At 64.4% G+C, this 23,382-nt stretch carries 23 protein-coding genes, 3 tRNA genes and 3 pseudogenes; 11 read left to right on the plus strand and 18 right to left on the minus strand.

Annotated features, from left to right (window positions below; translation table 11 throughout):
• Window positions 1-132 (plus strand): annotated as a pseudogene (locus AR540_RS26165) (IS110 family transposase); the annotation flags it as partial.
• Between the two features lie 274 nt (window positions 133-406).
• On the opposite strand, the gene AR540_RS23305 reads toward AR540_RS26165, so the two are convergent.
• The 6 genes from AR540_RS23305 to AR540_RS23330 are packed head-to-tail and all read right to left on the minus strand — an operon-like array spanning window position 407 to window position 5,508.
• Window positions 407-1,060 (minus strand): HAD family hydrolase, encoded by a 654-nt coding sequence (locus AR540_RS23305; protein ID WP_059232344.1) that lies wholly within the window; start codon window positions 1,058-1,060, stop codon window positions 407-409.
• Complete coding sequence (locus AR540_RS23310; protein ID WP_059232345.1) at window positions 1,057-2,046, minus strand: ABC transporter ATP-binding protein; 990 nt, start codon at window positions 2,044-2,046, stop codon at window positions 1,057-1,059. The genes AR540_RS23305 and AR540_RS23310 overlap by 4 nt, the downstream gene beginning before the upstream one ends.
• Window positions 2,043-2,828: an ABC transporter permease gene (locus tag AR540_RS23315; RefSeq protein WP_059232346.1), complete on the minus strand. Its 786-nt coding sequence runs from the start codon at window positions 2,826-2,828 to the stop codon at window positions 2,043-2,045. The genes AR540_RS23310 and AR540_RS23315 overlap by 4 nt, the downstream gene beginning before the upstream one ends.
• The gene (locus tag AR540_RS23320; RefSeq protein ID WP_059232347.1) at window positions 2,815-3,648 is read right to left on the minus strand and encodes an ABC transporter permease; all 834 of its coding nucleotides are present in this window, start codon (window positions 3,646-3,648) and stop codon (window positions 2,815-2,817) included. Before AR540_RS23320 ends, AR540_RS23315 begins: the two co-directional genes overlap by 14 nt.
• Window positions 3,645-4,442, minus strand: coding sequence for an alkaline phosphatase family protein (locus AR540_RS23325; protein WP_059232348.1), 798 nt, complete (start codon window positions 4,440-4,442; stop codon window positions 3,645-3,647). Before AR540_RS23325 ends, AR540_RS23320 begins: the two co-directional genes overlap by 4 nt.
• Window positions 4,443-4,446: 4 nt before the next feature.
• Window positions 4,447-5,508: an ABC transporter substrate-binding protein gene (locus AR540_RS23330; protein WP_059232349.1), complete on the minus strand. Its 1,062-nt coding sequence runs from the start codon at window positions 5,506-5,508 to the stop codon at window positions 4,447-4,449.
• Window positions 5,509-5,720: 212 nt separating this feature from the next.
• On the opposite strand from AR540_RS23330, the gene AR540_RS23335 reads away from it, so the two are divergent.
• The gene (locus tag AR540_RS23335; protein ID WP_059232350.1) at window positions 5,721-6,425 is read left to right on the plus strand and encodes a UTRA domain-containing protein; all 705 of its coding nucleotides are present in this window, start codon (window positions 5,721-5,723) and stop codon (window positions 6,423-6,425) included.
• Here the strand turns inward: AR540_RS23335 and AR540_RS23340 are convergent.
• The 7 genes and pseudogenes from AR540_RS23340 to minC all read right to left on the minus strand — a co-directional run bounded on the left by AR540_RS23340 (window position 6,406) and on the right by minC (window position 11,728).
• Window positions 6,406-6,994, minus strand: a pseudogene (locus AR540_RS23340) (SIS domain-containing protein). The gene AR540_RS23335 and the pseudogene AR540_RS23340 overlap by 20 nt on opposite strands.
• A complete protein-coding gene (locus tag AR540_RS23345) occupies window positions 6,988-8,277 on the minus strand; it encodes a M18 family aminopeptidase (protein WP_059232351.1) in 1,290 nt (429 codons plus the stop codon). The pseudogene AR540_RS23340 and the gene AR540_RS23345 overlap by 7 nt, the downstream one beginning before the upstream one ends.
• A gap of 88 nt (window positions 8,278-8,365) precedes the next feature.
• Window positions 8,366-8,944, minus strand: a complete 579-nt coding sequence (locus tag AR540_RS23350; protein WP_059232352.1) for a class I SAM-dependent methyltransferase — start codon at window positions 8,942-8,944, stop codon at window positions 8,366-8,368.
• 50 nt (window positions 8,945-8,994) lie between these two features.
• Window positions 8,995-9,630 (minus strand): RluA family pseudouridine synthase, encoded by a 636-nt coding sequence (locus AR540_RS23355; RefSeq protein WP_059232353.1) that lies wholly within the window; start codon window positions 9,628-9,630, stop codon window positions 8,995-8,997.
• A gap of 147 nt (window positions 9,631-9,777) precedes the next feature.
• Window positions 9,778-10,032 (minus strand): cell division topological specificity factor MinE, encoded by a 255-nt coding sequence (gene minE, locus AR540_RS23360; protein ID WP_059232354.1) that lies wholly within the window; start codon window positions 10,030-10,032, stop codon window positions 9,778-9,780.
• Window positions 10,029-10,847, minus strand: a complete 819-nt coding sequence (minD, locus tag AR540_RS23365) for a septum site-determining protein MinD (RefSeq protein ID WP_059232355.1) — start codon at window positions 10,845-10,847, stop codon at window positions 10,029-10,031. Before minD ends, minE begins: the two co-directional genes overlap by 4 nt.
• 134 nt (window positions 10,848-10,981) lie before the next feature.
• Window positions 10,982-11,728 (minus strand): septum site-determining protein MinC, encoded by a 747-nt coding sequence (minC, locus tag AR540_RS23370; RefSeq protein WP_059232356.1) that lies wholly within the window; start codon window positions 11,726-11,728, stop codon window positions 10,982-10,984.
• Window positions 11,729-11,879: 151 nt separating this feature from the next.
• Here minC and AR540_RS23375 point away from each other — a divergent pair, with 151 nt between their 5' ends.
• Both AR540_RS23375 and AR540_RS23380 read left to right on the plus strand, forming a co-directional pair.
• Window positions 11,880-12,815, plus strand: coding sequence for a lipid A biosynthesis lauroyl acyltransferase (locus tag AR540_RS23375; protein ID WP_059232357.1), 936 nt, complete (start codon window positions 11,880-11,882; stop codon window positions 12,813-12,815).
• A complete protein-coding gene (locus AR540_RS23380) occupies window positions 12,816-13,952 on the plus strand; it encodes a patatin-like phospholipase family protein (RefSeq protein ID WP_059232358.1) in 1,137 nt (378 codons plus the stop codon). It begins immediately after the preceding gene.
• A gap of 3 nt (window positions 13,953-13,955) precedes the next feature.
• Here the strand turns inward: AR540_RS23380 and AR540_RS23385 are convergent, their stop codons facing one another.
• Both AR540_RS23385 and AR540_RS23390 read right to left on the minus strand, forming a co-directional pair.
• The gene (locus tag AR540_RS23385; RefSeq protein ID WP_236712122.1) at window positions 13,956-14,672 is read right to left on the minus strand and encodes an MlaA family lipoprotein; all 717 of its coding nucleotides are present in this window, start codon (window positions 14,670-14,672) and stop codon (window positions 13,956-13,958) included.
• Window positions 14,673-14,769: 97 nt separating this feature from the next.
• Window positions 14,770-16,080 (minus strand): serine/threonine protein kinase, encoded by a 1,311-nt coding sequence (locus AR540_RS23390; RefSeq protein WP_059232360.1) that lies wholly within the window; start codon window positions 16,078-16,080, stop codon window positions 14,770-14,772.
• Between the two features lie 269 nt (window positions 16,081-16,349).
• Here AR540_RS23390 and AR540_RS23395 point away from each other — a divergent pair, with 269 nt between their 5' ends.
• The gene (locus AR540_RS23395; RefSeq protein ID WP_442963814.1) at window positions 16,350-17,195 is read left to right on the plus strand and encodes a glycine betaine ABC transporter substrate-binding protein; all 846 of its coding nucleotides are present in this window, start codon (window positions 16,350-16,352) and stop codon (window positions 17,193-17,195) included.
• Between the two features lie 48 nt (window positions 17,196-17,243).
• Here the strand turns inward: AR540_RS23395 and folD are convergent, their stop codons facing one another.
• On the minus strand, window positions 17,244-18,098 hold the full coding sequence (gene folD / locus AR540_RS23400; RefSeq protein WP_059232362.1) for a bifunctional methylenetetrahydrofolate dehydrogenase/methenyltetrahydrofolate cyclohydrolase FolD: 855 nt from the start codon (window positions 18,096-18,098) through the stop codon (window positions 17,244-17,246).
• A 248-nt stretch (window positions 18,099-18,346) separates the two neighbouring features.
• On the opposite strand from folD, the gene AR540_RS23405 reads away from it, so the two are divergent.
• The 3 genes from AR540_RS23405 to AR540_RS23415 all read left to right on the plus strand — a co-directional run bounded on the left by AR540_RS23405 (window position 18,347) and on the right by AR540_RS23415 (window position 18,669).
• Window positions 18,347-18,423 (plus strand) — tRNA-Arg (locus AR540_RS23405).
• Between the two features lie 35 nt (window positions 18,424-18,458).
• A tRNA-His gene (locus AR540_RS23410) sits at window positions 18,459-18,534 on the plus strand.
• Between the two features lie 50 nt (window positions 18,535-18,584).
• Window positions 18,585-18,669 (plus strand) — tRNA-Leu (locus AR540_RS23415).
• Window positions 18,670-19,017: 348 nt separating this feature from the next.
• Here the strand turns inward: AR540_RS23415 and AR540_RS23420 are convergent.
• Together AR540_RS23420 and AR540_RS23425 are read right to left on the minus strand one after the other, a co-directional pair.
• Window positions 19,018-19,218: a hypothetical protein gene (locus AR540_RS23420; RefSeq protein WP_059232363.1), complete on the minus strand. Its 201-nt coding sequence runs from the start codon at window positions 19,216-19,218 to the stop codon at window positions 19,018-19,020.
• A gap of 377 nt (window positions 19,219-19,595) precedes the next feature.
• A complete protein-coding gene (locus tag AR540_RS23425) occupies window positions 19,596-19,799 on the minus strand; it encodes a hypothetical protein (protein ID WP_059232364.1) in 204 nt (67 codons plus the stop codon).
• A gap of 167 nt (window positions 19,800-19,966) precedes the next feature.
• On the opposite strand from AR540_RS23425, the gene AR540_RS23430 reads away from it, so the two are divergent.
• From AR540_RS23430 to AR540_RS23440, 3 genes and pseudogenes are all read left to right on the plus strand, one after another.
• The gene (locus tag AR540_RS23430; protein ID WP_059232365.1) at window positions 19,967-20,344 is read left to right on the plus strand and encodes a hypothetical protein; all 378 of its coding nucleotides are present in this window, start codon (window positions 19,967-19,969) and stop codon (window positions 20,342-20,344) included.
• Between the two features lie 212 nt (window positions 20,345-20,556).
• Complete coding sequence (locus AR540_RS23435; protein WP_059232366.1) at window positions 20,557-21,342, plus strand: sulfite exporter TauE/SafE family protein; 786 nt, start codon at window positions 20,557-20,559, stop codon at window positions 21,340-21,342.
• Window positions 21,343-21,485: 143 nt separating this feature from the next.
• Window positions 21,486-23,348, plus strand: a pseudogene (locus AR540_RS23440) (PAS domain-containing protein); the annotation flags it as partial.
• Window positions 23,349-23,382: the final 34 nt, after the last annotated feature.

Here is a 23,382-nt window from a genome sequence, read left to right on the forward strand (position 1 = left end):
CGACGCTACCAAGACCTGCGCCAGCGTGGAAAACCCGCCAAGGTAGCCCTGATCGCCTGCCTACGCGTCTTGCTGATTCGGCTCAATGCCATGCTCAGGGACGGTACTCCTTGGCGATCTGAGCCCGCTTGAGAAGACAGTTGCTCCTACGGGAAGAGGTACGCCGGTTTGACGTGATCTTTGCCGTGGCTGATGGAAACTGAACGCCTGCTCGGATAGCCCCCTCTCCCCTCGGGAGAGGGTTGGGGTGAGGGCCTCCTCGCCACCAAGTCTCCAGTGGAAAAGGCTGCGCCGTTTTCCACGCTACGTGAGGTATCCCCACAGCGATAAGACGGTTGCTCCTACAGGTACCGATTTGTTCCGTAGGAGCGACCGCATCGGCGGACCGCCATGGCTACGATGCGAGCTACCGCCAGCTGAGGATCGGCCAGCCGGCCTGTGCCGCGCGCTCCCGCAGGACCGGGTCAGGGTTCACCACGTGCGGCTTGCCCACCGCTTCGAGCAGCGGCAGGTCGTTGCGCGAGTCGGAGTAGAAGCTGGCAGTCGCCAGCAGACTGCGGTCGCCGTCAAGCAACTCCAGCAGACGGGTCAGCTTGCCTTCGCGGAAGGTCATCACGCCTTCCACCTGGCCACTGTAGACGCCGTGGCTGACCTGCAGGTCGATGGCCAGCACCTCCTCGACGCCCAGTCGTTCGGCGATGGGTTCCACCAGGTGTAACCCGGAGGCCGAGACGATGACCACCCGGTCGCCGGCAGCGCGATGGGCGGCGATACACTTCATGGCATCGCTGAAGATCAGTGGCTCGATGACGTCCTCGACCCAGGGGCCGACCTCGAAGTCCACTTCCTCGGGTGTGCGGCCTACCAGAGGTTCGAGATGGAAGGCCATGTAGTCTTCCATGGCCAGTTCGCCTTGGGCGTAGGCCGCCATCAGCTCGGTGTCGCGCCGCACGAAGGCTTCGCGGTCGACCCAACCGAGCACGCCCATCTGCTGGCTCCAGAGGCTGGAGCAGTCGCCATCGATGAGGGTTTCGTCGAGATCGAAAATCGCCAGGGTCATGCCACTTCTCTCAGGCTGTCGGAATCGACGGCCAGGGTGACGGCTGTGCCGTTCGGCTGCAAGGCCGTCGGGCCATGGTTGAGAACGTCGACATTGAGTTCGCAGGCTTCGGTGGCGATCCGGTAGCGGATCACGTTGCCCAGCAGGCTGTGGCTGACGATGCGCCCGGTGATGCCACCCGCGACGCCCAGGCGAATGGCTTCGGGACGAATCGCCACCTGGTGCTGGAAGGTCTGGCCGAACAGCCGGCTGGCCTGGTCGGCGCTGAGCAGGTTGTAGTTGCCGATGAAGCCGGCGGCGAAGGCGTCCACCGGGGCGGTGTAGAGGGTTTCGGCATCGCCGCTCTGGACGATGCGGCCCTCGCGCATCAGCACGATGCGATCGGACAGGGTCAGGGCCTCTTCCTGGTCGTGGGTGACGAACACAGTGGTCAGGCCCAGCTCCTGCTGGATGGCGCGGATCTGCTCGCGCAGATGACGGCGGATCCGGGCATCCAGCGCCGAGAGGGGTTCGTCCAGCAACAGCAGGCGTGGCCGCACGATCAGCGAGCGCGCCAGCGCCACGCGCTGGCACTGGCCACCGGAGAGCTGGTGCGGATAGCGCTCGGCGAAGCCTTGCAGCTCCACCAGCGTCAGGGCCTCGCTCACCCGCTGGCGGACTTCGTCCTGTGCCAACCGCTGCATGCGCAGGCCGAAGGCGACGTTCCGCGCCACGGTCATGTTGGGAAACAGGGCATAGCTCTGGAACACCATGGCCATGCCGCGGCGCTGGGGCGGCAGCTGGGTGATGTCCTGACCGGCCAACACGATGGTGCCGTGGTCGACCTCGGTGAGGCCGGCCAGGCAGCGCAGCAGGGTGGACTTGCCGCAGCCGGAGGGCCCGAGCAGGGTGACCAGTTCGCCCTGTTCGGCGTGGAATTCGATGTCGGTGAACAGGGTGTTGGCGCCGTAGCGCTTGTGCAGTCCCTTGACCGCGAGATAGCTCATGTCCGCTCCCGATTCAGGCGATTGGCGATCCAGGTCATCAGCAGGACCGCGAGGAAGTAGGAAATCACCAGGGCGCTGGTCAGGTGGCCGCTGCCGTTGCGCAGGTTGTAGAGGTAGATCTGCAGCGTCTCGTAGCGCGTCCCCACCAGGAGATTGGCGAAGACGAACTCGCCGATGAGGAAGGAGAACGACAGGAACAGCGCCACCATCAGACCGGTGCGCAGGTTGGGCAGTACCACCAGCAGGGCGGCGCGCCAGGAGCTGGCGCCTAGCAGGTGGGCGGCGTCCATCAGGTCACGCAGGTTGAGTGCCTGCAGGTTGTTGCTGATGGCGCGGTACATGAAGGGCAGAGCGATGGTGAAGTAGCAGAACACCAGGATCCAGGGCGTACCGGTCAGCGGCAGCGGACCGCTCGCATAGAGCTGCAGCAGCCCTACCGCCGAGACCACCGGCGGCACGGCGAAGGGCAGCAGGATCAGCACGTTCATCAGCGCATCCAGCCGCGGGAAGTGGTAGGCGATAACGAACATGGTCGGCAGGATCAGCACGCAGGACAGCGCCAGGGCGCCGAAGCAGATCGCCAGGGAGCGGCCGAAGGCGGCGAGGAAGCGGGGATCGCTCCAGAGCTGCAGATACCACTTGAAGGTGACGCCTGCTGGCAGCAGCGTCGCCGACCACTGGGTGGCCAGGGAATAGATGAGCGTCGCGGCCAAGGGCGCGACCAGGATCAGGAACAGCAGCCAGACCACTGTCCGATGATAGAGGCGCTCAGTTCTGGACATGACGACTCCGCCGCAGCAGCCATTGATGGACGAGGGTGATCAGGGTCATGAAGGCTACCAGCAGCATGGCCAGCGCCGCGGCCAGGTTGGGTTCCAGGTAGATGTCGCCGGAGACCAGGGCGGCGATGCGCACCGGCACCACGTTGAAGTTGCCGGTGGTGAGGGCATAGACCGTGGCATAGGCGCCCAGGGCGTTGGCCAGCAGGATGATGAAGGTGCCGACCAGCGCCGGGCTGAGCACCGGCAGGCCGATGTGCCGCCAGTACTGCCAGGTGCCGGCGCCGAGCAAGGCGGCGGCGTCGCGCCAGTCCTGCTTCAAGGCCTCGAAGGCGGGAAACAGCAACAGCACGCCCAGGGGAATCTGGAAGTAGGTGTAGATGAGGATCAGGCCGCCCTTGGTGTAGAGATTGAAGCCTTCGATCACGCCGAGTTGCTTGAGGGCCAGGGTCAGGCAGCCGTTGATGCCAAGCAGGATGATGAAGGCGAAGGCCAGCGGCACACCGGCGAAGTTGCTGGTCATGTTGGTGAAGGCCACGACGAAGCCGCGCAGCCGCGAGTCCACCCGGGTCAACGAATAGGCACCGACCAGGGCGATCGGCAGGCCGCAGACGCTGGACCAGAGCGAGATCTCCAGGGAGAAGCGGATGGCCTGCAGGTAGAAGGGCGAGCTGAGGATCTCGGCGTAGTTGCCCAGGCCCCAGCCGCTTTCGCTGGAGTTGAAACTGTTGAAGGCGATCCAGGCCAGCGGCGCCAGCTGGAAGGCGCCGAACACCAGCAGGAAGGGCAGGGTCAGCAGCAGGGCGAGCCAGGGGCGCCTCATGCCAGTAGCTCCCGGCACAGTGGCTTGTCGTGGGCGAGGCCCAGCAGCGTGCAGACGGTGCCGCAGATCTCCACCTGAGCGGGTTTGGCGTCGTCCAGGGAGAAGCCGGCGCCGAAGACGAACAGCGGGACTTCACGCTCTTCCGCCAGCGTTCCGCCGTGACTGCGGTCGTCGTTCATGCCGTGGTCGGCGGTCACCAGCACCTGGTAACCGGCGTCCAGCCAGGTCGGCAGGTAGTGGGAGAGCAGGCCGTCGGCGCGGCGCGCGGCGTTGCGGTATTCGGGACTGGAGAGACCGTGCCTGTGACCGGCGTCGTCGATGTTCATCGGATGCACCAGCAGGATGTCCGGATCATGGGCCAGGCGCAGGTGCTCGGCATCGTCGAACAGATGGGAATCCGGATAGTGGTCGGCGTAGTAGAAATGACCGTGCTGGATGGGCAGGCGGGTGTCGCTGACGTGCCTGTCCCGTGCCCGATCGAAGGGGGTGCGGTTGTAGAGTTCGCTGACCCAGTGATAGGCCGCCGCCGCCGTGACGAGGCCGGCGGCCTGGGCCAGGTGGAAGAGGCTGGCCTGGTTGGACAGCCGATCCACCCCGTTGTGGACGATGCCACTGCGCACCGGCGTTACGCCGGTGAGCAGGCATTCGTAGAGCGGGCGGGAGAGCGAGGGCAACTCGCACTCCAGCCGATAGAGGCGACCCCGGCCGGCCAGGCAGAGCGCCTGGAGGAAGCCGAGCCCGTGTTCGGCGACTCTCAGGGCGAGTCCGTCCAGCACGACCAGGATGACCTTCATGACGTCACTGCTGCATGTTGATCAGAACGTGCTCCTGCCAGAGGCGCGGCAGGCGCTTGGAGGTCTCTTCCCAGGCCTTGGCGTCGGCGATGGGCCGCGCCTTGGCGTACTGAGCCTGGGGCAGCAGCTTGGCCTGGACCTCGGCCGGCAGGGTCAGGTGCTCGGCGCGGATCGGCCGGGCGTAGCCCTGGGCCAGGTTGATCTGGCCGGCGTCGGAGAAGATGTACTCGCGCGTCAGCTTGGCGGCGTTGGGGTGCTTGGCGTACTTGTTGATGATGGTGGTGTAGCCGGAGGTCACCGAGCCGTCGGACGGGATCAGCACCTCGAAGCGCGAACGGTCGATCTGATCGCGATAGTTCAGGGCGTTGAAGTCCCAGACCACGCCGACTTCCACCTCTCCCTTCTCGATGTTGGCCACTACCGGGTTGGTGAAGGACAGGCGACCCTGCTTGGCCAGCTTGGCGAAGAAGTCCAGTGCCGGCTTGATGTTCTTCTCGTCGCCACCGTTGGCATAGGCGGCCGCCAGGACGCCGCTGACCGCCTGGGAGGCCGCGCTGACGTCGCCGATGGTGACCTTGTAGTCACCCTTGAGCAGGTCGGCCCAGGAGTGGGGCACGTCCTTGACGGTCTGCTTGTTGACGATGAAGGCGATGGTGCCGGTGTAGGCCAGTGCCCAGTGACCGTCACTGTCCTTGGCCCAGGCGGGGATCTGCTCCCACGTGCTGGGTTTGTAGGGTTGGGTAACGCCTTTCTGGACGGCGATGGGACCGAAGGAAGCACCGACGTCACCGATGTCGGCCGAGGCATTCTCGCCCTCGGCGGCGAACTTGGCGATCTCCTGGGCGGAGCTCATGTCGGTGTCCTGGTGCTTGAGGCCATACTTCTTGGCCAGGTCGTCCCAGGTGCCTTTCCAGTTCGCCCAGGTGTCGGGCATGCCGACGCTGTTCACCTCGCCTTCCTTGCGGGCGGCGTCTTCGAGGGCTTTGAGATCGACGGTATCGGCGAAGGCGGTACCGGCCTGTACCGCAACGGCGGTGGCCAACAAGGAAGCAAGCAGACGGGTCATACGGGTGCTCCAGGTTCGAGGGCTTGGTCTAGGTCAGCAAGACACAGGCCAATCTAGGAGTCAGGTATGACGGTTTGATGGCAATACGACCCTTTCCGCCGCTGGCACGGGGTCTGCTACCGTCACCTGACGGTCATCTGGCCGTCTTAGTCTCAAGCGAAACCCTGGTCGAGGAGTAGCGGGTGCACCAATCCGAAACTGGTCTAGTCCAAATGAGTGCGTCAGGGGCGGGTGCGATTCGCCAGGCCTTGCGGGAGCAGATCGCCCATGGGCTGCTGCCGGCCATGGGCAAGTTGCCGTCCGAGCGCCAGCTGAGCGAACTCTTCGCCACCACGCGCATCACCCTGCGCGAGGCCCTGCTGCAGCTGGAGGCACTGGGCCTGATCTATCGCGAAGAACGGCGTGGCTGGTTCGTCGCTCCGCCGCGGCTGGCCTACAACCCCCTGGCACGGACCCATTTCCATGCCATGGTGGAGGCCCAGGGACGGGTACCGGCGACCGAGGTACTGGCGGCGCGGCAGATGCTGGCGTCCGCGGAGATCTGCCGCCTGCTGGAGTTGCCGGCGCTGTCCAGCGTCTACCAGATCCGGCGGGTGCGGCGCGTGGATGGCCGGTTGGTGCTCTATGTCGAGCACTACCTCAATGCGGCCTATTTTCCCGGTCTGCTGGAACACGACCTGCAACGCTCCCTTACCGAACTCTATCGGGACCGCTACGACATCCGCTACGGCGAAGTGCGCTTCGAGATCCTGCCCACGGCGCTGCTGCCGGAGGCGGCTCAGGCATTGCGGGTGGCGCAGGGCAGTCCGGCGCTGCACATCACCCGCATCAACCACGATCAGCAAGGGCGACTGATCGACTGCGACCTGGAGTTCTGGCGGCACGATGCCATCCAGGTCAGGGTCGAGGTGCCTTGAGGTGTAGGTGCTGCTCTACCAGCTCAATGAGGATATGAAGGACTTTGATATGTAGCTCCTGGACGCGATCGGCGAACTCGCCACCGGGCGTGCAGATGGTGATGTCTGACAGAGCCTCAAGAGGAGAGTCGCGACGTCCGGTGAGAGCGACCACCGCAAGCCCCATGTCGCGCGCGATCGGCAGCTCGGAGGACGTTAGGACTACCGCCGCTGGTGCTAATGGCGATCAGCACGTCACCCGCGCGGCCATGAGCTTCCAGATAGCGAGAAAAAATCTCCTCGTATCCATAATCATTGGCCACACAGGTGATATGACTGGCATCGGAAATCGCCATGGCCGCGATGGCTGAGCGGTCCTTGCGAAAACGGCCGGTAAGCTCTTCCGCAAAGTGCATGGCATCGCACATTGATCCGCCGTTGCCACAGGAAAACGCCTTGCCGCCATCCTCGAACGTCTCTCCAAGTAGTTTTCCGGCCGCCAAAATTTTCTCCAGCGTCGACGTTTCCTTGAGCAGTGCATCTAGCGCTTCCCTCGCTTCATTCAGGCTATAGCGGATGGTCTCTAGCATGGCAGTTCGCTGCTCGAATAGAAGGCGGTCAGTACCTTGATCAGGTAGCCCAGGTCACGGCTACCGGCCAATTCGCGGATGGAGTGCATGGCGAAGGTGGGCAGGCCGATGTCCACGGTGCGCACGCCCAGCTGCCCGGCGGTGATGGGGCCGATGGTGGAACCGCAGGCCATGTCGCTGCGCACCACGAAGCTCTGCACCGGGACCTCTTCGCGCTGGCAGAGATCGCGGAAGAAGGCGGCGGTTTCGCTGTTGGTGGCGTAGCGCTGGTTGGCGTTCACCTTGATCACCGGCCCGGCGTTCAGTCGCGGTCCGTGATTGCCGTCGTGCTTCTCGGCATAGTTCGGATGCACGCCATGGGCGTTGTCGGCCGAGATCAGCAGGGAGCGTTGCAGGGTGCGGGTGTAGGCATCGCCGGCGGGCAACAGCCGTTGCAGCACCTGCTCGAGGAAGGGGCCGTCCGCGCCGCAGCAGGAGGTGGAACCCACTTCCTCATGATCGGTGCAGACCAGCACGGCGTTCTCGTCGCCCTCGCTCGCCAGCAGGGCTTCCAGACCGGCATGGCAGGACAGCAGGTTGTCCAGGCGGGCGGCGGCGATGAAGTCGTCGTCCAGACCAACCAGGGCGGCGGGTTGGACGTCGTAGAAGCTCAGCTCGAAGTCCAGTACCTCGGCGGTGCCGATGCCGTGTTCCTGCTGCAGGCGCGCTGCCAGCAGCGTGCGGAAGTCACGGCGCTCGCCCGCGGGCAATTGCGCCAGGATAGGCGGCAGCTCGTTCTGGGCGTTGATTGCCCAGCCCTGGTTCGCCTCGCGGTTGAGGTGGATGGCGAGGTTGGGAATGATCGCCAGCGGCTTGCGGAAGTCGATGAGCCGGCTCTGTACCCGGCCCTCGGCGCGGAAGGTCACTCGGCCAGCCAGCGACAGATCACGATCGAACCAGGGCGCCATCAGCATGCCGCCGTACACCTCTACGCCCAACTGCCAGAATCCCTGGCGATAGAGCTCGGGTTGCGGCTTGACCTTGAGGCAGGGGCTGTCGGTATGGGCGCCCACGAGGCGCAGGCCACGCTCCAGGGGTTTGCCACCAAGACGCACGGCGATCAGCGAGGAGTCGTTGCGGGTGACGTAATAGCGGCCCCCCGGCTGCACCACCCAGGTCTCGCGTTCGTCCAGACGCTGGTAACCCGCTGCTGCGAGGCGGCGAGCGAGGCTGGCGGTAGCATGGAAAGGGGTAGGCGAACTGGAGAGGAAATCGATGAGGCCTTGGATCTGATCGGTACGCATGGATGACTCCGGACGACAAGGCGTCCAGTCTAGGTTCTGCACCGAGGGGAGTCGAGGGTAGCGCCCTGGCTCGACGTGACCAGGGCATTCATCGTCGGCGCAATACCAGATGGTGGATATGCCAATGCTTGGGCTTGCCGACGGCGGTGTGACCGTCCTCTTCTTCTTCGCGGTGGTGCAGTACTTCCCAGTCGCGAAGCAGTTCCGTCAGTTCGGCAGGATCCACCACCGTCACGCCGCGGCTGGCCCAGCTGTCCCGTGTGCCGAGGAGTTGGCCGCAGAACAGGCCGCCCGGGCGCGTCGCAGCGGTGATCCGCGCCCAGAGGCCGGGGAAATGGGCGGGGGCACAGAAGGGCAGGGAGAAACTGGCGTTGACCAGCTCGTAGCGGTCCAGCACCAGTGTCTCGAAGCGGGCGTGGCGTGTGTACAACCGGCTGCCCGGAGCGGCAGGCACGCGCTGGCGCAGTTCGACCAGCGCCTCGGCTTCGGCGTCGGTGGCCAGCACCTGCCAGCCACGCTCCAGCAACTCCAGGGTATCGCGCCCGGTGCCGCAGCCGAGGTCCATGGCGATTCCCGGTGGCTCCGACCAGAGTGCCAGGGCACGCAGCAGGGTATCGCGCGGACCGCCGCCCGCCGTGGCGGCGTAGTAGGCTGTCCAATCCGACATAGGCCTGCTCCTGGGATAGCGGCGCCGGTACGTTGGCGCCTAGGGATGGATCAAAATGGCGCTGGGCTGGTGAATCTCATCCGCTCGCCGCTGGAGGGGTGGGTGAGTACCAGTAGGCTCGCGTGCAGACACAGGCGCGAATAGGCGGCCAGGGCCTCGCCCTGGGCATAGAGCTGATCGCCCAGCAGCGGATGGCCGATGCTGAGCATGTGCACCCGCAACTGATGGGAGCGACCGGTGATGGGAGTGAGCTCCACCCGGCTGTAGTGGCCGTGGCGCTCCAGCACCTGCCAGAAGGTCAGGGCATGGCGACCCAGTTCGTGATCGACCACGTGGCGCGGCTTGGTCGGCGGGTCGTAGCGCAACGGCAGCTCGATCCGGCCGCTGTTGGCTTCCGGCTCGCCCCAGCAGAGCGCTGTGTAGGCCTTCTCGGTTTCGCGATCATGGAATTGCCGTGACAGCTCGCGATGGCTGTCGGCATCCCGTGCCAGCACGATGACGCCGGAGGTTTCCCAGTCCAGGCGATGGACGATGCGCGCCTCGGGGTAACCGTTTTCCTGCAGGCGGGTCACCAGGCAGTCACGGTTGTCCTCGGCGCGGCCGGGTACGGACAGTAGCAAGGTGGGCTTGTCGACCACCAGCAGGGCGTCGTCCTGATGAATGATGCGGATGTGGGAGAGGGGCATGGGATTCCTAAACGCCAACGGCGGCCCGAGGGCCGCCGCTGTCATGCGCTACTCGCCTCAGAACCTGTTCACGATCTCGCGAACTGGAGCTAAACGAGGCCTTTTCAACGCCGTTTGGCCGACGCGCAGCAGGTCGTGAACAGGTTCTCAGCGGTCGGGCAGGGTGATGTTGAGTTCCAGGATCGAGCAACTGCCCTGGTTCTCCAGTTCCACCTGGATCTGGTCCTGCTCGATCGGTACGTACTTGCGGATGACCTCCAGCAGGTCCTTCTGCAACTGCGGCAGGTAGTCCGGCTGGGCGTGGCGACCGCGTTCGTGGGCGACGATGATCTGTAGCCGTTCCTTGGCTATCGAAGCGCTGTTCTGCTTCTTCCGATCGCGAAAGAAGTCGAAGATGTTCATTCGCTACCACCTCCGAACAGACGTTGCAGGAAGCCTTTCTTCTTCACGTCGAGGAAGCGGTAGGCCACTTCCTTGCCGAGCAGTCGCTCTACGGTATCAATATACGCCTGACCCGCGTCGCTCTGTTCGTCGAGAATGACCGGGATACCCTGGTTCGACGCCTTGAGTACGGCCTGGGACTCGGGGATCACGCCCAGCAGGCGAATGGACAGGATCTCTTCGACGTCCTCGACGCCGAGCATCTCGCCCTTGGTGACGCGCTCGGGGTTGTAGCGGGTCAGCAGCAGGTGTTCCTTGATGGCTTCCTCGCCCTTTTCGGCGCGGCGCGACTTGCTGGCCAGCAGGCCGAGCATGCGGTCGGAGTCACGCACCGAGGACACCTCGGGGTTGGTGACGACGATGGCCTCGTCGGCGAAATACATCGCCAGGTGGGCCCCCTTCTCGATACCGGCCGGGGAGTCGCAGACGATGAAGTCGAAGGTCTGCTTGAGTTCGTTGATCACGCGCTCGACGCCGTCCTGGGTCAGGGCGTCCTTGTCACGGGTCTGGCTGGCGGCCAGCACGAACAGGTTTTCGAGGCGCTTGTCCTTGATCAGGGCCTGGGTCAGGGTGGCTTCGTTGTTGATCACGTTGACGAAGTCGTACACCACCCGGCGCTCGCAACCCATGATCAGGTCGAGGTTACGCAGACCGACGTCGAAGTCGACGATGACGGTCTTGTGTCCGCGCAGGGCGAGACCGGTACCGATGGCAGCGCTGCTGGTGGTCTTGCCGACGCCGCCCTTGCCGGAGGTGACTACGAGTACTTTGGCCAAACTGATTCACCTTGATCGAAAGTAATAACTGAAGCGACTCGACGCCCTCGATGACGAGATTGCAGGCGTTGTCGCGCTTCGTCCGAGCGTTGGCGGCGCATCCGCCAAGTGGGAAAAATTCGCGGAAGTATCCGTTAAAGACGGGTGATGTTCAACACATCTCCCACCAGACTGACCTGGACCGGATTGCCCCATTGTGGATGGCGTCGCAGGTCTTCGGCGACCTTGTACTGGCCGGCGATGGACAGTAGCTCCGCGGTCAGCTGCTGGCAGAAGATCCGCGCTTTAGTATCACCTTTGACACCGGCCAGGGCACGTCCGCGCATGGGGCCGTAGACGTGGATGTTGCCATCGGCGAGCAATTCGGCGCCTGGACTGACCGGTGCCAGCACCACCAGGTCGCCTGCCGGAGCGTACAGCTGCACCCCGCCGCGTACCGGCGCGGTGATGATCTTGGTCGGATTGATGGTCGGGGCCGGCGGCTTGGGCGGTTCCACGGGCTTGGCCGGTTCGCGGTCGCGCGGTTCGATCTGGCGTTCGCGACCGCCGGCGCTGGGCGGCAGGATCGGCAGGTCGTATTCGTTGGCCGCGGTCAGGTCCTCACTGCGACTGGCGCGCAGGGCGAGGGTACGCAGGCCGTGGCGGCGACAGAGGTCGAGGAGGGCGCCGAGGTCGAGTTGACCTTCGTTCTCGCCCAGCTTGTCCAGGGCCAGCACCAGTGGCGTTTCCTGGAAGAAGTTCGGCGCCTGGGCGACCTTCTGGGTCAACTGCCGGTCCAGGCGCCCAAGGTCGTTGCGGAGAAGCTCCAGGACGGTCACGGCGAGCATGTTGCCCTTGAGCTGGAAGACGGAGTCGCTATCGGAAGGGTCGGCTGCGGTCATGGTGGGTACTTGTGCTTGGATGGCGGGACTTATAGCGGGATGCCCCGCGTGTCGCAACCCTCGCCGGGCGAAGGGGGTTCTGACTGTGAAGGCTACGGGAAAACTGCACGAGGCCTGTAGAATGGCGCGACTTTTTCATGCAGGAGTTCCGATGCAGCGGCCGTCTTTCCGCCCAGCCTTCCTCAATCCCCGCTACTGGCCGCTCTGGCTGGGCCTTGGCCTGCTCTGGCTGCTGGTACAGTTGCCCTATGCCGTCTTGCTGCGGCTGGCCGACGGCCTGGGCTGGGTGTTCTACCGGCTCGCCGGCCAGCGCCGGGCGATCGCCCGGCGCAATCTGGAACTCTGCTTTCCGCAACTGGACGACCAGGCGCGTGATCGCCTGCTGCGGCGCAATTTCGCCAGCAGCGCCATGGCGTTGCTGGAGATGGCCATGAGCTGGTGGTGGCCGCGCCGGCGGCTCGCCCGGCTGGCCCACATCGAGGGACTGGAACACCTGCAGGACGCCCAGCGCGAGGGCCAGGGCGTGATCCTCATGGCGCTGCACTTCACCACCCTGGAGATCGGTGCCGCGTTGCTGGGGCAGCGCCACACCATCGACGGCATGTATCGCCAGCACAAGAACCCGGTGTTCGACTTCATCCAGCGGCGCGGACGCGAGCGCCACAACCTGGATGCCACCGCCATCGAGCGCGAGGATGTGCGCGCCATGCTCAAGGTGCTGCGCGCCGGGCGGGCCATCTGGTATGCGCCGGATCAGGACTACGGCGCCAAGCAAAGCCTGTTCGTCCCGCTGTTCGGCATCTCCGCGGCCACCGTGACCGCGACCACCAAGTTCGCCCGCCTGGGTCGTGCCCGGGTACTGCCCTTCACCCAGGAACGCCTGGCGGATGGTTCCGGTTATCGCCTGGTCATCCATCCGCCGCTGGCGGATTTCCCGGGCGAGAGCGAGGAGGCCGACTGCCTGCGCATCAACCGGTGGGTCGAGCGCTGCGTCAGGGCGCTGCCGGAGCAATACCTCTGGGCGCATCGGCGCTTCAAGACGCGTCCGCCGGGCGAGCCCAAGCTGTATGCCAGGAAGCGGCGCTAGATGAGCGGGTCGTCCGAGCGGCGCACGGGACTCATCCTGGCGGGCGGTGGCGCCCGAGGGGCCTATCAGGTCGGGGTGCTGCAGGCCGTGGCCGCGAACCTGCGCGTTCCCGCCGACAATCCTTTTCCGATCCTGGTCGGGACTTCGGCGGGCGCGCTCAATGCAGCGGTGCTCGGCTGTGGCGCGCTGGATTTCGGACGTGCGGTGCAGCGCCTGGCGGCGGTGTGGTCGGGTCTGGAGACGGGGATGATCTATCGCAGCGACTGGCTCGGGGCGACCCGCCAGGCGACGCGCTTCGGTCTGCAGACGCTGTTCGGAGCCTGGCGCCAGGAACCCCTGGCGCTGCTCGACAACGCGCCGCTACGGACGCTGCTGACGCGGGAGCTGGATTTTTCCGGCATCACGGCGGCCTTGCGCCATCGGGCGCTGCGGGCGGTGGCCGTGACCGCCTTCGGCTACGCCTCGGGCCAGGCGATGACCTTCTACCAGAGCCTGGGCACGCTCGATCCCTGGTTCCGGCATCGGCGAGTCGGCGTGCCGGCCCGGTTGGCGGTGGATCATCTGATGGCCAGCACCGCCATTCCGCTGTTCTTCCCGCCCGTGAAGATCGGGCGCGAGTACCTGGGCGACGGTTCGGTACGGCAGACCGCACCCATCAGTCCGGCCCTGCACCTGGGGGCGGATCGCATCCTGGTGATCGGCTTGGGCGCGCCGGGGGGCAACGAGCGCGGCGTGCAGGGCAGGCCGCCGAGCGTGGCGCAGATCGGCGGTCATCTGCTCAACAGCACCTTCGTCGATGCCCTGGACAGTGACACCGAGACGCTGCGTCGCCTCAATCTGCTGAGCAACGCCCTGCCGGCGGGGGACCCGGTGACCGGGCGTCTGTGTCGACCGGTCGAGATGCTGGTGATCTCACCGAGCGAGCCGCTCGGCGATGTGGCCGCCCGGCATCGCAAGCGCATGCCGCCGGCCTTGCGCCAGCTGTTGCGCGGCGTCGGGGTGAATCGGCCGTCGGGCAGTGCCCTGCTCAGCTACCTGCTGTTCGAGTCTGCCTATTGCCAGGAGCTCATGGCGCTGGGGCGGGCGGATGCCCAGGCCCGGTTGCCCGAGCTCCGGGCGTTCCTGGCCGAGGTCTGAGCGTCACTCGGCGATCTGCAACTCACGCGCCTTGGTGTAGAAATAGCGGATCTTCTCGTACTCGAAGGGCGAGTTGAGCTGGCCGTATCTCATGTCGGTCACGTATCTGAGGTTGATGCCACGCAGCAGGATGATCTCCGGATGGCGGCTGCTCTCGTCGCTGACGTTGAGGAAGTTCACCTGGCCTTCGGCCGCGAAATCCACCGCCAAACCGCCCGTGTCGCGCAGGTTCGACGGACCCAGGATCGGCAGCATCAGGTAGGGGCCGTTGCCGACGCCATAGAAGCCCAGGGTCTGGCCGAAGTCTTCCGGCTGCTTTATCAGCCCCATCTTGGTCGCCGGATCCCATAGGCCGAACACGCCCACGGTGGTGTTCAGCAACAGGCGGCCGGTGGTATCGAGGGCGCGGCGGCCCTTGAACTGCAGCAGGCTGTTGAGCAGGTTGTTGACGTCGCCCAGGTTGCTGAAGAAGTTGCTCACGCCCGAGCGGACGAAACGCGGCGTGATCCAGCGGTAGCCATCGACCACGGGCAGCAGCACCCACTCGTCCAGGCGGTAGTTGAAGTGATAGACGTAGCGGTTCCAGGATTCGAACGGATCATAGACATCCAAGGCGACCAGAGACGCCCGTTCGAATTCGCGCTGGTCCAGGCCCGGGTTGTACTTGAGGGTGGACAGCGGGTTGGTAAAACCATCGGCCCCCACCGGCGCGGCGGGCATGGTGTCGGAGCCGATGGTCAGGGTCGAGGAGGGTGGCGGGCTCGCTTCGGCGGCGAAGGTCGAGGCACTGGCCAGCAGGAGTAGGGCGAGCAGGGACTTAACCACGGGCGAAGAACTCCAGCATGGCGTTGGCATTGACGCGGTAGTTGAGATTGCCGCAATGACCGCCGTGGGGATAGACGGTCAGGCGGTCGCCGAAGGTCTTGCGCAGGAAGCCGAGGTCGCCGGGGCCGAGGATGATGTCGTCGGCATTGTGCATGACGCCGATCTTGTCGCTGTCCTTCAGGTAGTCCTCCAGGGCGGTAAGGCTGGACTTGCGCGCCAGGTCGTCCAGGTTCTGTCCCTTGAAGTTCTTCTGCCAGAAGGGCATGACCTGCTCGGTCATGTAGCAATCGAAGTCGCATTGCAGCGAGCGGGCGAAGAAGCGCGTCAGGCTGGTGCCTTCGTTGATGGGGTAGGTGGGCGGCGTGATCAGGCCGCGCCGGTTGATCAGGTCGGAGGTGAAGGCGATGTCCGCCGCCGAGAAGCGGAAGGACGAGCCGATCAGCATCGCCAGCTCTTCGTTGCTCAGGCGTTCCGGCGAGCGCTGGAAGTCGCGTACCACGGCGTCGTTGAAGTCGACGTAGCCCTTGTCACGGAAGTAGCGAGTCAGCTTGGCCAGGATGAGTTCGTAGAAGGTGCGGTTGTTGGTGACGCCCTTCACCTCGGTCTGCACCAGGCGATCGAGGTTGCGCACCGAGGTCAGCAGGTTGACTGGCGGATTGACCATCAGCACCTTCTTGAAGTTGAAGCTGCGCTGGCTTTCGTCGAGATAGGAGACGAAAGCCGCGTCCAGGCCGCCCAGGCTATAGCCGGTCAGGAAGTACTCGGTGACGGGCAGCTTGGGATGCTGGGCGCGGACCGCCTGCATCGCCCGATAGAGGTCCTCGGCATCGTGCGGGGTGTAGCCCGGGGTGGCGGTGCGCGAGACCGACACCATGAAGTCCCAGCTGGTGGGGGACGACAGCTGTACGACATGGTAGCCGGCCGCGTAGTAGAGCCGCTTGAGGTACTCCTGGGTACTGGAGGAATAGTTGGCGCCGGTGCCCGCGATGAGGAAGATCAGCGGGGCAGGATGATCCTGGCGGGCGAGCCGGTAGTGGAATTTCTTCACCGGCCAGAAGTTGCCAGGGAGCTGGTGCTCGCGCTCAGGCCGCAGATTGAGGCTGTAGTCGTCCTGGTCGATGGTGCTTTCCGGCGGCAGCTCGGGGCGGAGCTTCTCCGGCGTGGTGACGATGGTGGCTTCGAAGGGGTTCACCAGCGGATAGCCGTAGGTGGCGGCATCCACTTCGATCGCCGCCTGCGCGGTACCGTAGAGGCCGGAAAGCAGCGCGCCCAGCAGGGCGGCGACGCGCAAGGGAAGACGCATGGACAGAGTCCTTTCAGAGGGCTGAGAGCGTTAGTAAGACAACGGCCCGCCGATAGGTTGCATCGACCTCCGTAGCTTTTCGCGAGGCGTCGATTACAGAGCGGTCCGGGCGTGGCGTCAAGCGACATCCGCTGTCGTGGAAAGTGCGGCTGTTGTCGTTAACCGGTCGTTACGCGTCGTGCCGATGGTAGTGCCCCGCTTGCGTAAGCCGAATCATTGGTATGGGGCAACCGCCCGGAATTCCATTGCGAGAGGACTGCTGCATGAGCATGGTGAAGAAACTGTTGGGGATGGGACTGGGTGTCGCGCTGACCACTGCCATGAGCCTGGCCCAGGCGGCCAAGCCGGAAATCACCATCGGCTACGTCGATGGTTGGGCCGATAGCGTGGCCACGACCCATACCGCAGCTGAAGTGATCCGCCAGAATCTGGGGTACGAAGTCAAGCTCATGCCGGTCGCCGCGGGCATCATGTGGCAGGGTGTCGCTCGTGGCAAGCTCGATGCCATGCTTTCCGCCTGGTTGCCGGTCACCCACGGCGCCTACTACGACAAGATGAAAGACCAGGTGGTCGATCTGAACGTCAACACCCCCGATGCCAAGATCGGCCTGATCGTCCCCGAGTACGTCAAGGCCAACTCCATCGCCGATCTGCAAGCGATGAAGGACGAGTTCGGTGGCCGCATCGTCGGTATCGACGCCGGCGCCGGCGTGATGCTCAAGGCCGACCAGGCAATCAAGGACTATGGTCTGGACTACAAGCTGGTGGCCAGCTCGGGCAGTGGCATGATCGCCGAGCTGACCCGTGCCGAGAGGGACCAGAAGCCGGTCGTGGTGACCGGCTGGGTGCCGCACTGGATGTTCGCCAAGTGGAAGCTGAAGTTCCTCGAAGATCCCAAGGGCGTGTTCGGCGGTTCCGAGCACGTGGATACCGTCGCCAACCCCGCCCTGGAAGCCAAGGCCAAGCCGGTGTGGGATTTCCTGAAGAAATTCGCCTGGCAGCCGGGCGAAGTGAACGAGGTGATGCTGGCGGTGGAAGAAGGCAAGAAGCCGGAAGAGGCCGCCAAGGCCTGGATCGCCGCGCATCCGGATCGCGTGAAGTCCTGGCTGCCCTGACCGGCAGAGAAATGAAAAACGGGCCCTGCGGGCCCGTTTTTTTGGGCGTCAGCCGTGGAGCTGCTCGGCGGCGTAGAGGGTGTTCTCCAGCAGGCAGGCACGGGTCATGGGACCGACCCCGCCCGGTACCGGGGTGATCCAGCTGGCCCGCTCGCGAGCGCTTTCGTATTCCACGTCCCCTACCAGGCGGCCATCGGCCTGCCGATTGATGCCGACATCGATGACGATGGCGCCGGGCTTGATCCATTCGCCCTTGACCAGGCCCGGCTTGCCGACGGCGACCACCACCAGATCCGCCTGGCGCACATGGTGCTCGAGCGAGCGGGTGAATCTATGGGTGACCGTCGCGGTGCAGCCGGCCAGCAGCAACTCCAGCGCCATGGGGCGACCGACGATGTTGGAGGCGCCGACGACCACGGCATCCAGGCCATAGAGATCGACCCCGGTGCTGTGCAGCAGGGTCATGATGCCCTTGGGCGTGCAGGGGCGCAGCTGCGGGTTGCGTTGGGCCAGGCGGCCCAGGTTGTAGGGGTGGAAGCCGTCCACGTCCTTGTCGGTGCGGATGCGTTCCAGCAGGGGGGTGGCATCCAGGTGCGCGGGCAGGGGCAGTTGCAGCAGGATGCCATCCACGCTGGTGTCGTCGTTCAGGCGATCGATGAGGGCTTCCAGGTCTTCCTGGCGGGCGGTGGCCGGCAGGTCGTGGGCATAGGAGTCGAAGCCGACCTCTTCGCAGTCCTTGCGCTTGTGCGCCACATAGACCCGCGAGGCGGGATCGTCGCCGACCAGAATGACGGCGAGACCGGGGGCGCGCAGTCCGGCGCTACGACGTTGAGAGACTCGCTGGGCAATATCCTGGCGCAGGCGGGCGGCAATGGACTTGCCGTCGATCAGTTGGGCGGTCATGGGCGATTTCTGGGGTGACGGGAAAAAGGTCGCGTATTTTCGCATGGACGGGCCTGCTGGCAACAGCGACCGCTCAGCGACGGCTAACTCATTCTTCTGCTTAAAATTTTTTCAGAAATTTGTTGACGGGCAGGCGGGAGCTTTATAACATGCGCCCCGCTTGCCGAGCACAGCCCAAGTCACTGACGAAGGGCAAAGCCAGAGGCTTCACACCAAAAGAAGTCTCGGCGAGGGCAGCTGCCGAACAGGCGCCCGTAGCTCAGCTGGATAGAGCATCCGCCTTCTAAGCGGATGGTCGCAGGTTCGAGTCCTGCCGGGCGCGCCATTGGCGGTTCGGCGACGGCAAGCAAAAGCGATATGGTGGGCGTAGCTCAGTTGGTAGAGCACAGGATTGTGGCTCCTGGTGTCGTGGGTTCGATTCCCATCGTCCACCCCATATTCTGCGAACGCCAGACCCCGTGTCTGGCGTTCGTCTTTAAGCGTCTCGCGGACGTGGTGGAATTGGTAGACACACCAGATTTAGGTTCTGGCGCCGCAAGGTGTGAGAGTTCGAGTCTCTCCGTCCGCACCAATCAAAGATGCACGTCAGAAGAACCGGCCTCGCGCCGGTTTTTTTGCGCCTGCGATTCGCCCGGCGCGGGCGCACAGGCCGACTCGAATCCCCTGGTTCGTTTTCGTCCCGCTCGAGAATCGCCCCAGGTGCCCGACAGGCAGCGGTCAGGTGAGGCTCAGGCTAGGCGTTTCGCCGATGCCAGCCGGCGCCAGCCTTGGCGTTGCTAGGCTCTGTACGAAAATGCCTGCGCTCGGTGATGCTTCGTTGAAAAAGGCACTCGGAATGCTCATTTACCGCTCGTAAACTCCGCTTCCTCGGCCTTTTTCGCCTCGCCTGACCTTCGCTCGGCGACTTTTCGTACAGAGCCTAATAAAGATGCTGGAGCAGCGGATTGAAGATGGCCCCGAGGTAGGTGAGTGACAGGCCGAGCAGCAGGGTATTGAGGGTTTTCTCCGATTGTACCTGCGCAGGGCGGTCCTGGCTGCGTGGCGAGACGTGGGATGTCGCTGAAGGTATCAGGCCCTGATCGTCGAACAGGGTGATCGAGCGGGTGAGCTGGGTGCGCATGGTTCGGTTCTCCAGGCGTCGACGCTTCTTGTTATTCGAATAGCCTAAGAGTAACGCCCGGGACAGGTATTGCAAGTAACCGAAGCGGCCTTCCGGTGCCTGGATGGGCCCCGCCTGTCCGGGGCGCCAAGTCAGCAGTGCGGCATGCCGACGGGGCGGCAGGCCAGTGATTCAGCCCAGCAGGAAGAAGACGCCACTGATCATGCCGCTGCTGAGCAGGATCAGGCTCATCAGGGTGCCCCCGACTACGTGGGCGATGTCGTCACTGATTTCATAGTCCGATTTCATGCCAGGCTCCAGGGAAGGGGACAGCCAAAAGCTAGCAGCCGTTGGTTACAGCGAAACGACGTGCAGGCACGAACCGGCTGGCGACCTTCTCAACTAGTCGCCCAGCGCAACCAGAGCGCCTGCTCTTCGCTGAGCTGGCCGACCTCGCGCAGAGCCCTTTCCAGATCCTCGCGGACCCGGTGCTTCAATTCGACGTTGAGATCTGCTTGGCCGGCTTCCGCGAGGCGGTCGGCGAGCGAGAGATCGGCCGCGAGCTGGCGTAGGCGTGGATCGGTGAAATCCTTCTGCTGCATGAGTCCCTCCTGTCCCCTTGACCCCCGAGTGTGGCACGCAGTATCCAGGCTGAATATGGGCGGAAAAAATATTGTATGACTTCTTTGGAAGAAACTTTCGGCCGCTCGTGGTCTCAATCGATTCGGATGTCGGCAACTGGAATTAAGCAGTAGGGAAGAAGATGACCATGAGTGGGAGTTCGACGCGCAAGCTGTTGCTGTTGAGTCTGGGGTTCGGCGTGCTGGTCGTGGCGGCGGTGCTGACCACGCATCGTAGCGATTCCACCAGTAGCGAACCTGCGGTGGTGGCCACTACCGCACCGCCGCTGGCAGCCCATGCCCCGACCACGGGAACCCACCCGGTCTCCGAAGAGCACAAGCAGGAGCTGTCGACCTTTCTCGCCCAGACGAGCCTGACGCCCTGCAGTGCGCCGCTGCCGAACAGCGTGACCGAGCCAGCCTGCCGGGAGGCGGTGGAGGCCCATGCCCGTCGCGCGGGGTATGGTCAGGACGAGATCGACGCCTATCTCGATGCCCATCGCGCCCCTGGTGGTGGTCATCCTTAGGTGTGACGCCCTTGCATGATGCGTCCCGGACCTGGGCCGACCTTCGGACCTTACCCGGTGCCGGTTGACGGCGGCATCGGAGAGTAGCAGCTCGTCGCGCCGCTGCCTGGCGAATGGTTATAAGTAAAGATTTTTTTAATATATGCCGACATAAGCCTAATGTTTATGCTGTGCGGCCTCTGAATGAGCCGACAACGGCAATTGGGACGGTAATGGAAGTAGGTGCAATAGGCTTCGTCATCGCGGGGCTGGTAGTGGGATTCATCGTTGGCCTGACGGGTGTGGGCGGCGGCTCCCTGATGACGCCCATCCTGCTCTGGTTCGGCATCAATCCAGCGGCGGCGGTGGGCACCGATCTGCTGTATGCGGCCATCACCAAGGCGGGTGGCGTCTGGGTCCACCAGCGCAATCGCAACATCGACTGGTCGGTGACCGGTTGGCTGGCCGCGGGCAGCGTACCGGCCGCGGCCCTGACGCTGGTCGCGCTCGCGCTGCTGCCAGGCGACCAGCACGCCACCAATGCGCTCATCAAGCATGCCCTGGGCGTCGTGCTGTTGCTGACGGCCAGCGCCATACTCTTCAGGAAGCAGATCTTCGCCTTCGCCAGCCGCCACGCTGGCGACCGCTTCCATCTGAGCGCCGGGCGCCTGAATGGGCTGACGGTACTCACCGGGGCAGTGCTGGGCTTCATGGTCACCCTGACATCCATCGGTGCCGGTGCCCTGGGGACGGTGGCGCTGTTCATGCTCTATCCCTTGATGGCTACCCGGCGCCTGGTAGGGACCGAGATCGCCCATGCGGTACCTCTGACGTTGGTAGCCGGACTGGGCCATGCCGGCCTGGGTAACCTGGACTGGCAGGTGCTGGGCTTCCTGCTGCTAGGCTCGTTGCCGGGCATCTTCTTGGGCAGCCATCTTTCCGGGCGGGTGCCGGACACGGTACTCAGGCCCTGCCTGGCCGTTATGCTGATGGTTATCGGCGCCAAGCTGGTGGTCTGAAACGCCGCCTCGCGCGTGGCGACCATTCGTCGGCCGACTGCTGTCGGCCGTTGAAAAATAACGCTTCGATGATGGCTGTTTGCTCAATTTGTTATCGCAATTGCCGATAGCCTGGGGCACAAGAACCTTTCCCGGAGCTACCCATGATCCCCACCGCTGCTGAGCCCGCTGCCGTCGATGTAGCTTCCGTCTACCAGAGTCTGCGCCAGGCGCTGGACAAGTCCCTGGCCATCATCGAGTTCGATCTCGAAGGCACCGTACTGGCGGCCAACGACAACTTCCTGCAGACCTTTGGCTACACCCTGGACGAGGTACGCGGACGCCATCATCGGCTGTTCTGTCCGCCAGAGGTGCTGGAAAGCGTCGATTACCAGAGCTTCTGGGAGACGCTGGGACGGGGCGAATTCCACAGTGGCGTCTACCGCCGGCAGCGCAAGGAGGGTGGCACCGTCTGGATCCGCGCGACCTACAAACCGCTGCTCGACGCGGCGGGGCGGCCGGTGCGCATCATCAAGTTCGCCACCGACATCACCGAGAGTCGCCTGCAGGCGGTGGAGTACGAGGGCAAGATCGCCGCCATCCATAGATCCCAGGCGGTGATCGAATTCGACCTGCAGGGCAACGTGCTCTGGGCCAACGACAATTTCCTCGGGATGACCGGCTACGCACTGGAAGAGCTGCGCGGCCGCCATCACAGCCTCATGTGCCCGGCCGACTACGCGCGGTCGGCGGATTACGCCTTGCTGTGGAATCGGTTGGGGCAGGGGATCTTCGATTCCGGGGTCTACAAGCGCATCCGCCGTGACGGTCGGCCGATCTGGATCCAGGCGACCTACAATCCCATCCTGGATGCCGAGGGCCGAGCCTACAAGGTGGTCAAGTTCGCCACCGACGTGACGGCTGCGCAACTGCAGGCGGCCGAGTTCCAGGGCAAGATGGCGGCCATCGACCGCGCCCAGGCGGTGATCGAGTTCGATCTGCACGGCAACATCCTCGACGCCAATGAGAACTTCCTGTCCGCGCTCGGCTACAGCCTGGAGGAGGTGCGGGGCAAGCATCATCGGATCTTCTGCGAGCCGGACTTTGCACGCTCGCCGGGCTATCGGCTGTTCTGGGAAAAGCTCGGGCGTGGCGATTTCGATACCGGGTTGTACAAGAGACGCGCCAGCGATGGCCGCCAGATCTGGATCCAGGCCACCTACAACCCCATCCTCGATGCCGAAGGGCATCCGTACAAGGTGGTGAAGTTCGCCAGCGACGTGACCGAGAGCCAACTGCGCAACAGCGACTACGAGGGCAAGGTCGCGGCCATCGACAGGTCCCAGGCGATCGCCGAGTTTTCCCTCGAGGGCACGGTGCTCACTGCCAACCGCAATTTCCTCCTGGCCCTGGGCTACCAGGCCGACGAGGTGGTGGGCAAGCATCACCGGATCTTCTGCCCGGACGACTATGCCCGCTCGGCCGAGTACCGACTGTTCTGGGACAAGCTGGCGCGGGGTGAATTCGACGCCGGGGTGTACAAGAGGCGCAACAGCCGTGGCGAGGAGATCTGGATCCAGGCCACCTACAATCCGATCTTCGACGCCGACGGCAAACCGTGCAAGGTGGTGAAGTTCGCGGTGGACATCACCGAAAGCCAGATTCGCAACAGCGACTACGCCGGCAAGGTGGCGGCTATCGACCGGGGCCAGGCGATGATCGAGTTCGACCTCACCGGCAAGATCCTCGATGCCAATCGCAACTTCCTGGCGACCCTTGGCTATCGCCTGGAGGAAATCCGCCATCAGCATCACCGCATCTTCTGCGAGGACGAATACGTCACCTCGGGCGAGTACCGCGAGTTCTGGGCGCGGTTGGCGCAGGGCGAGGTGTTCGGCGGCCGCTTCATGCGGCTGAGCAAGTTCGGCCAGCGGATCTGGATCCAGGCCACCTACAACCCGATCTTCGATGCCGAGGGCCAGGTGCACAAGGTGGTGAAGTTCGCCACCGACATTACCCGCCAGGTGGAAATGGAGCAGCACGTGCGGCAGAAGATCGAGC

Origin of the sequence: Pseudomonas sp. EpS/L25, assembly GCF_001512295.1 — a bacterium.
GTDB lineage: Bacteria > Pseudomonadota > Gammaproteobacteria > Pseudomonadales > Pseudomonadaceae > Chryseomonas.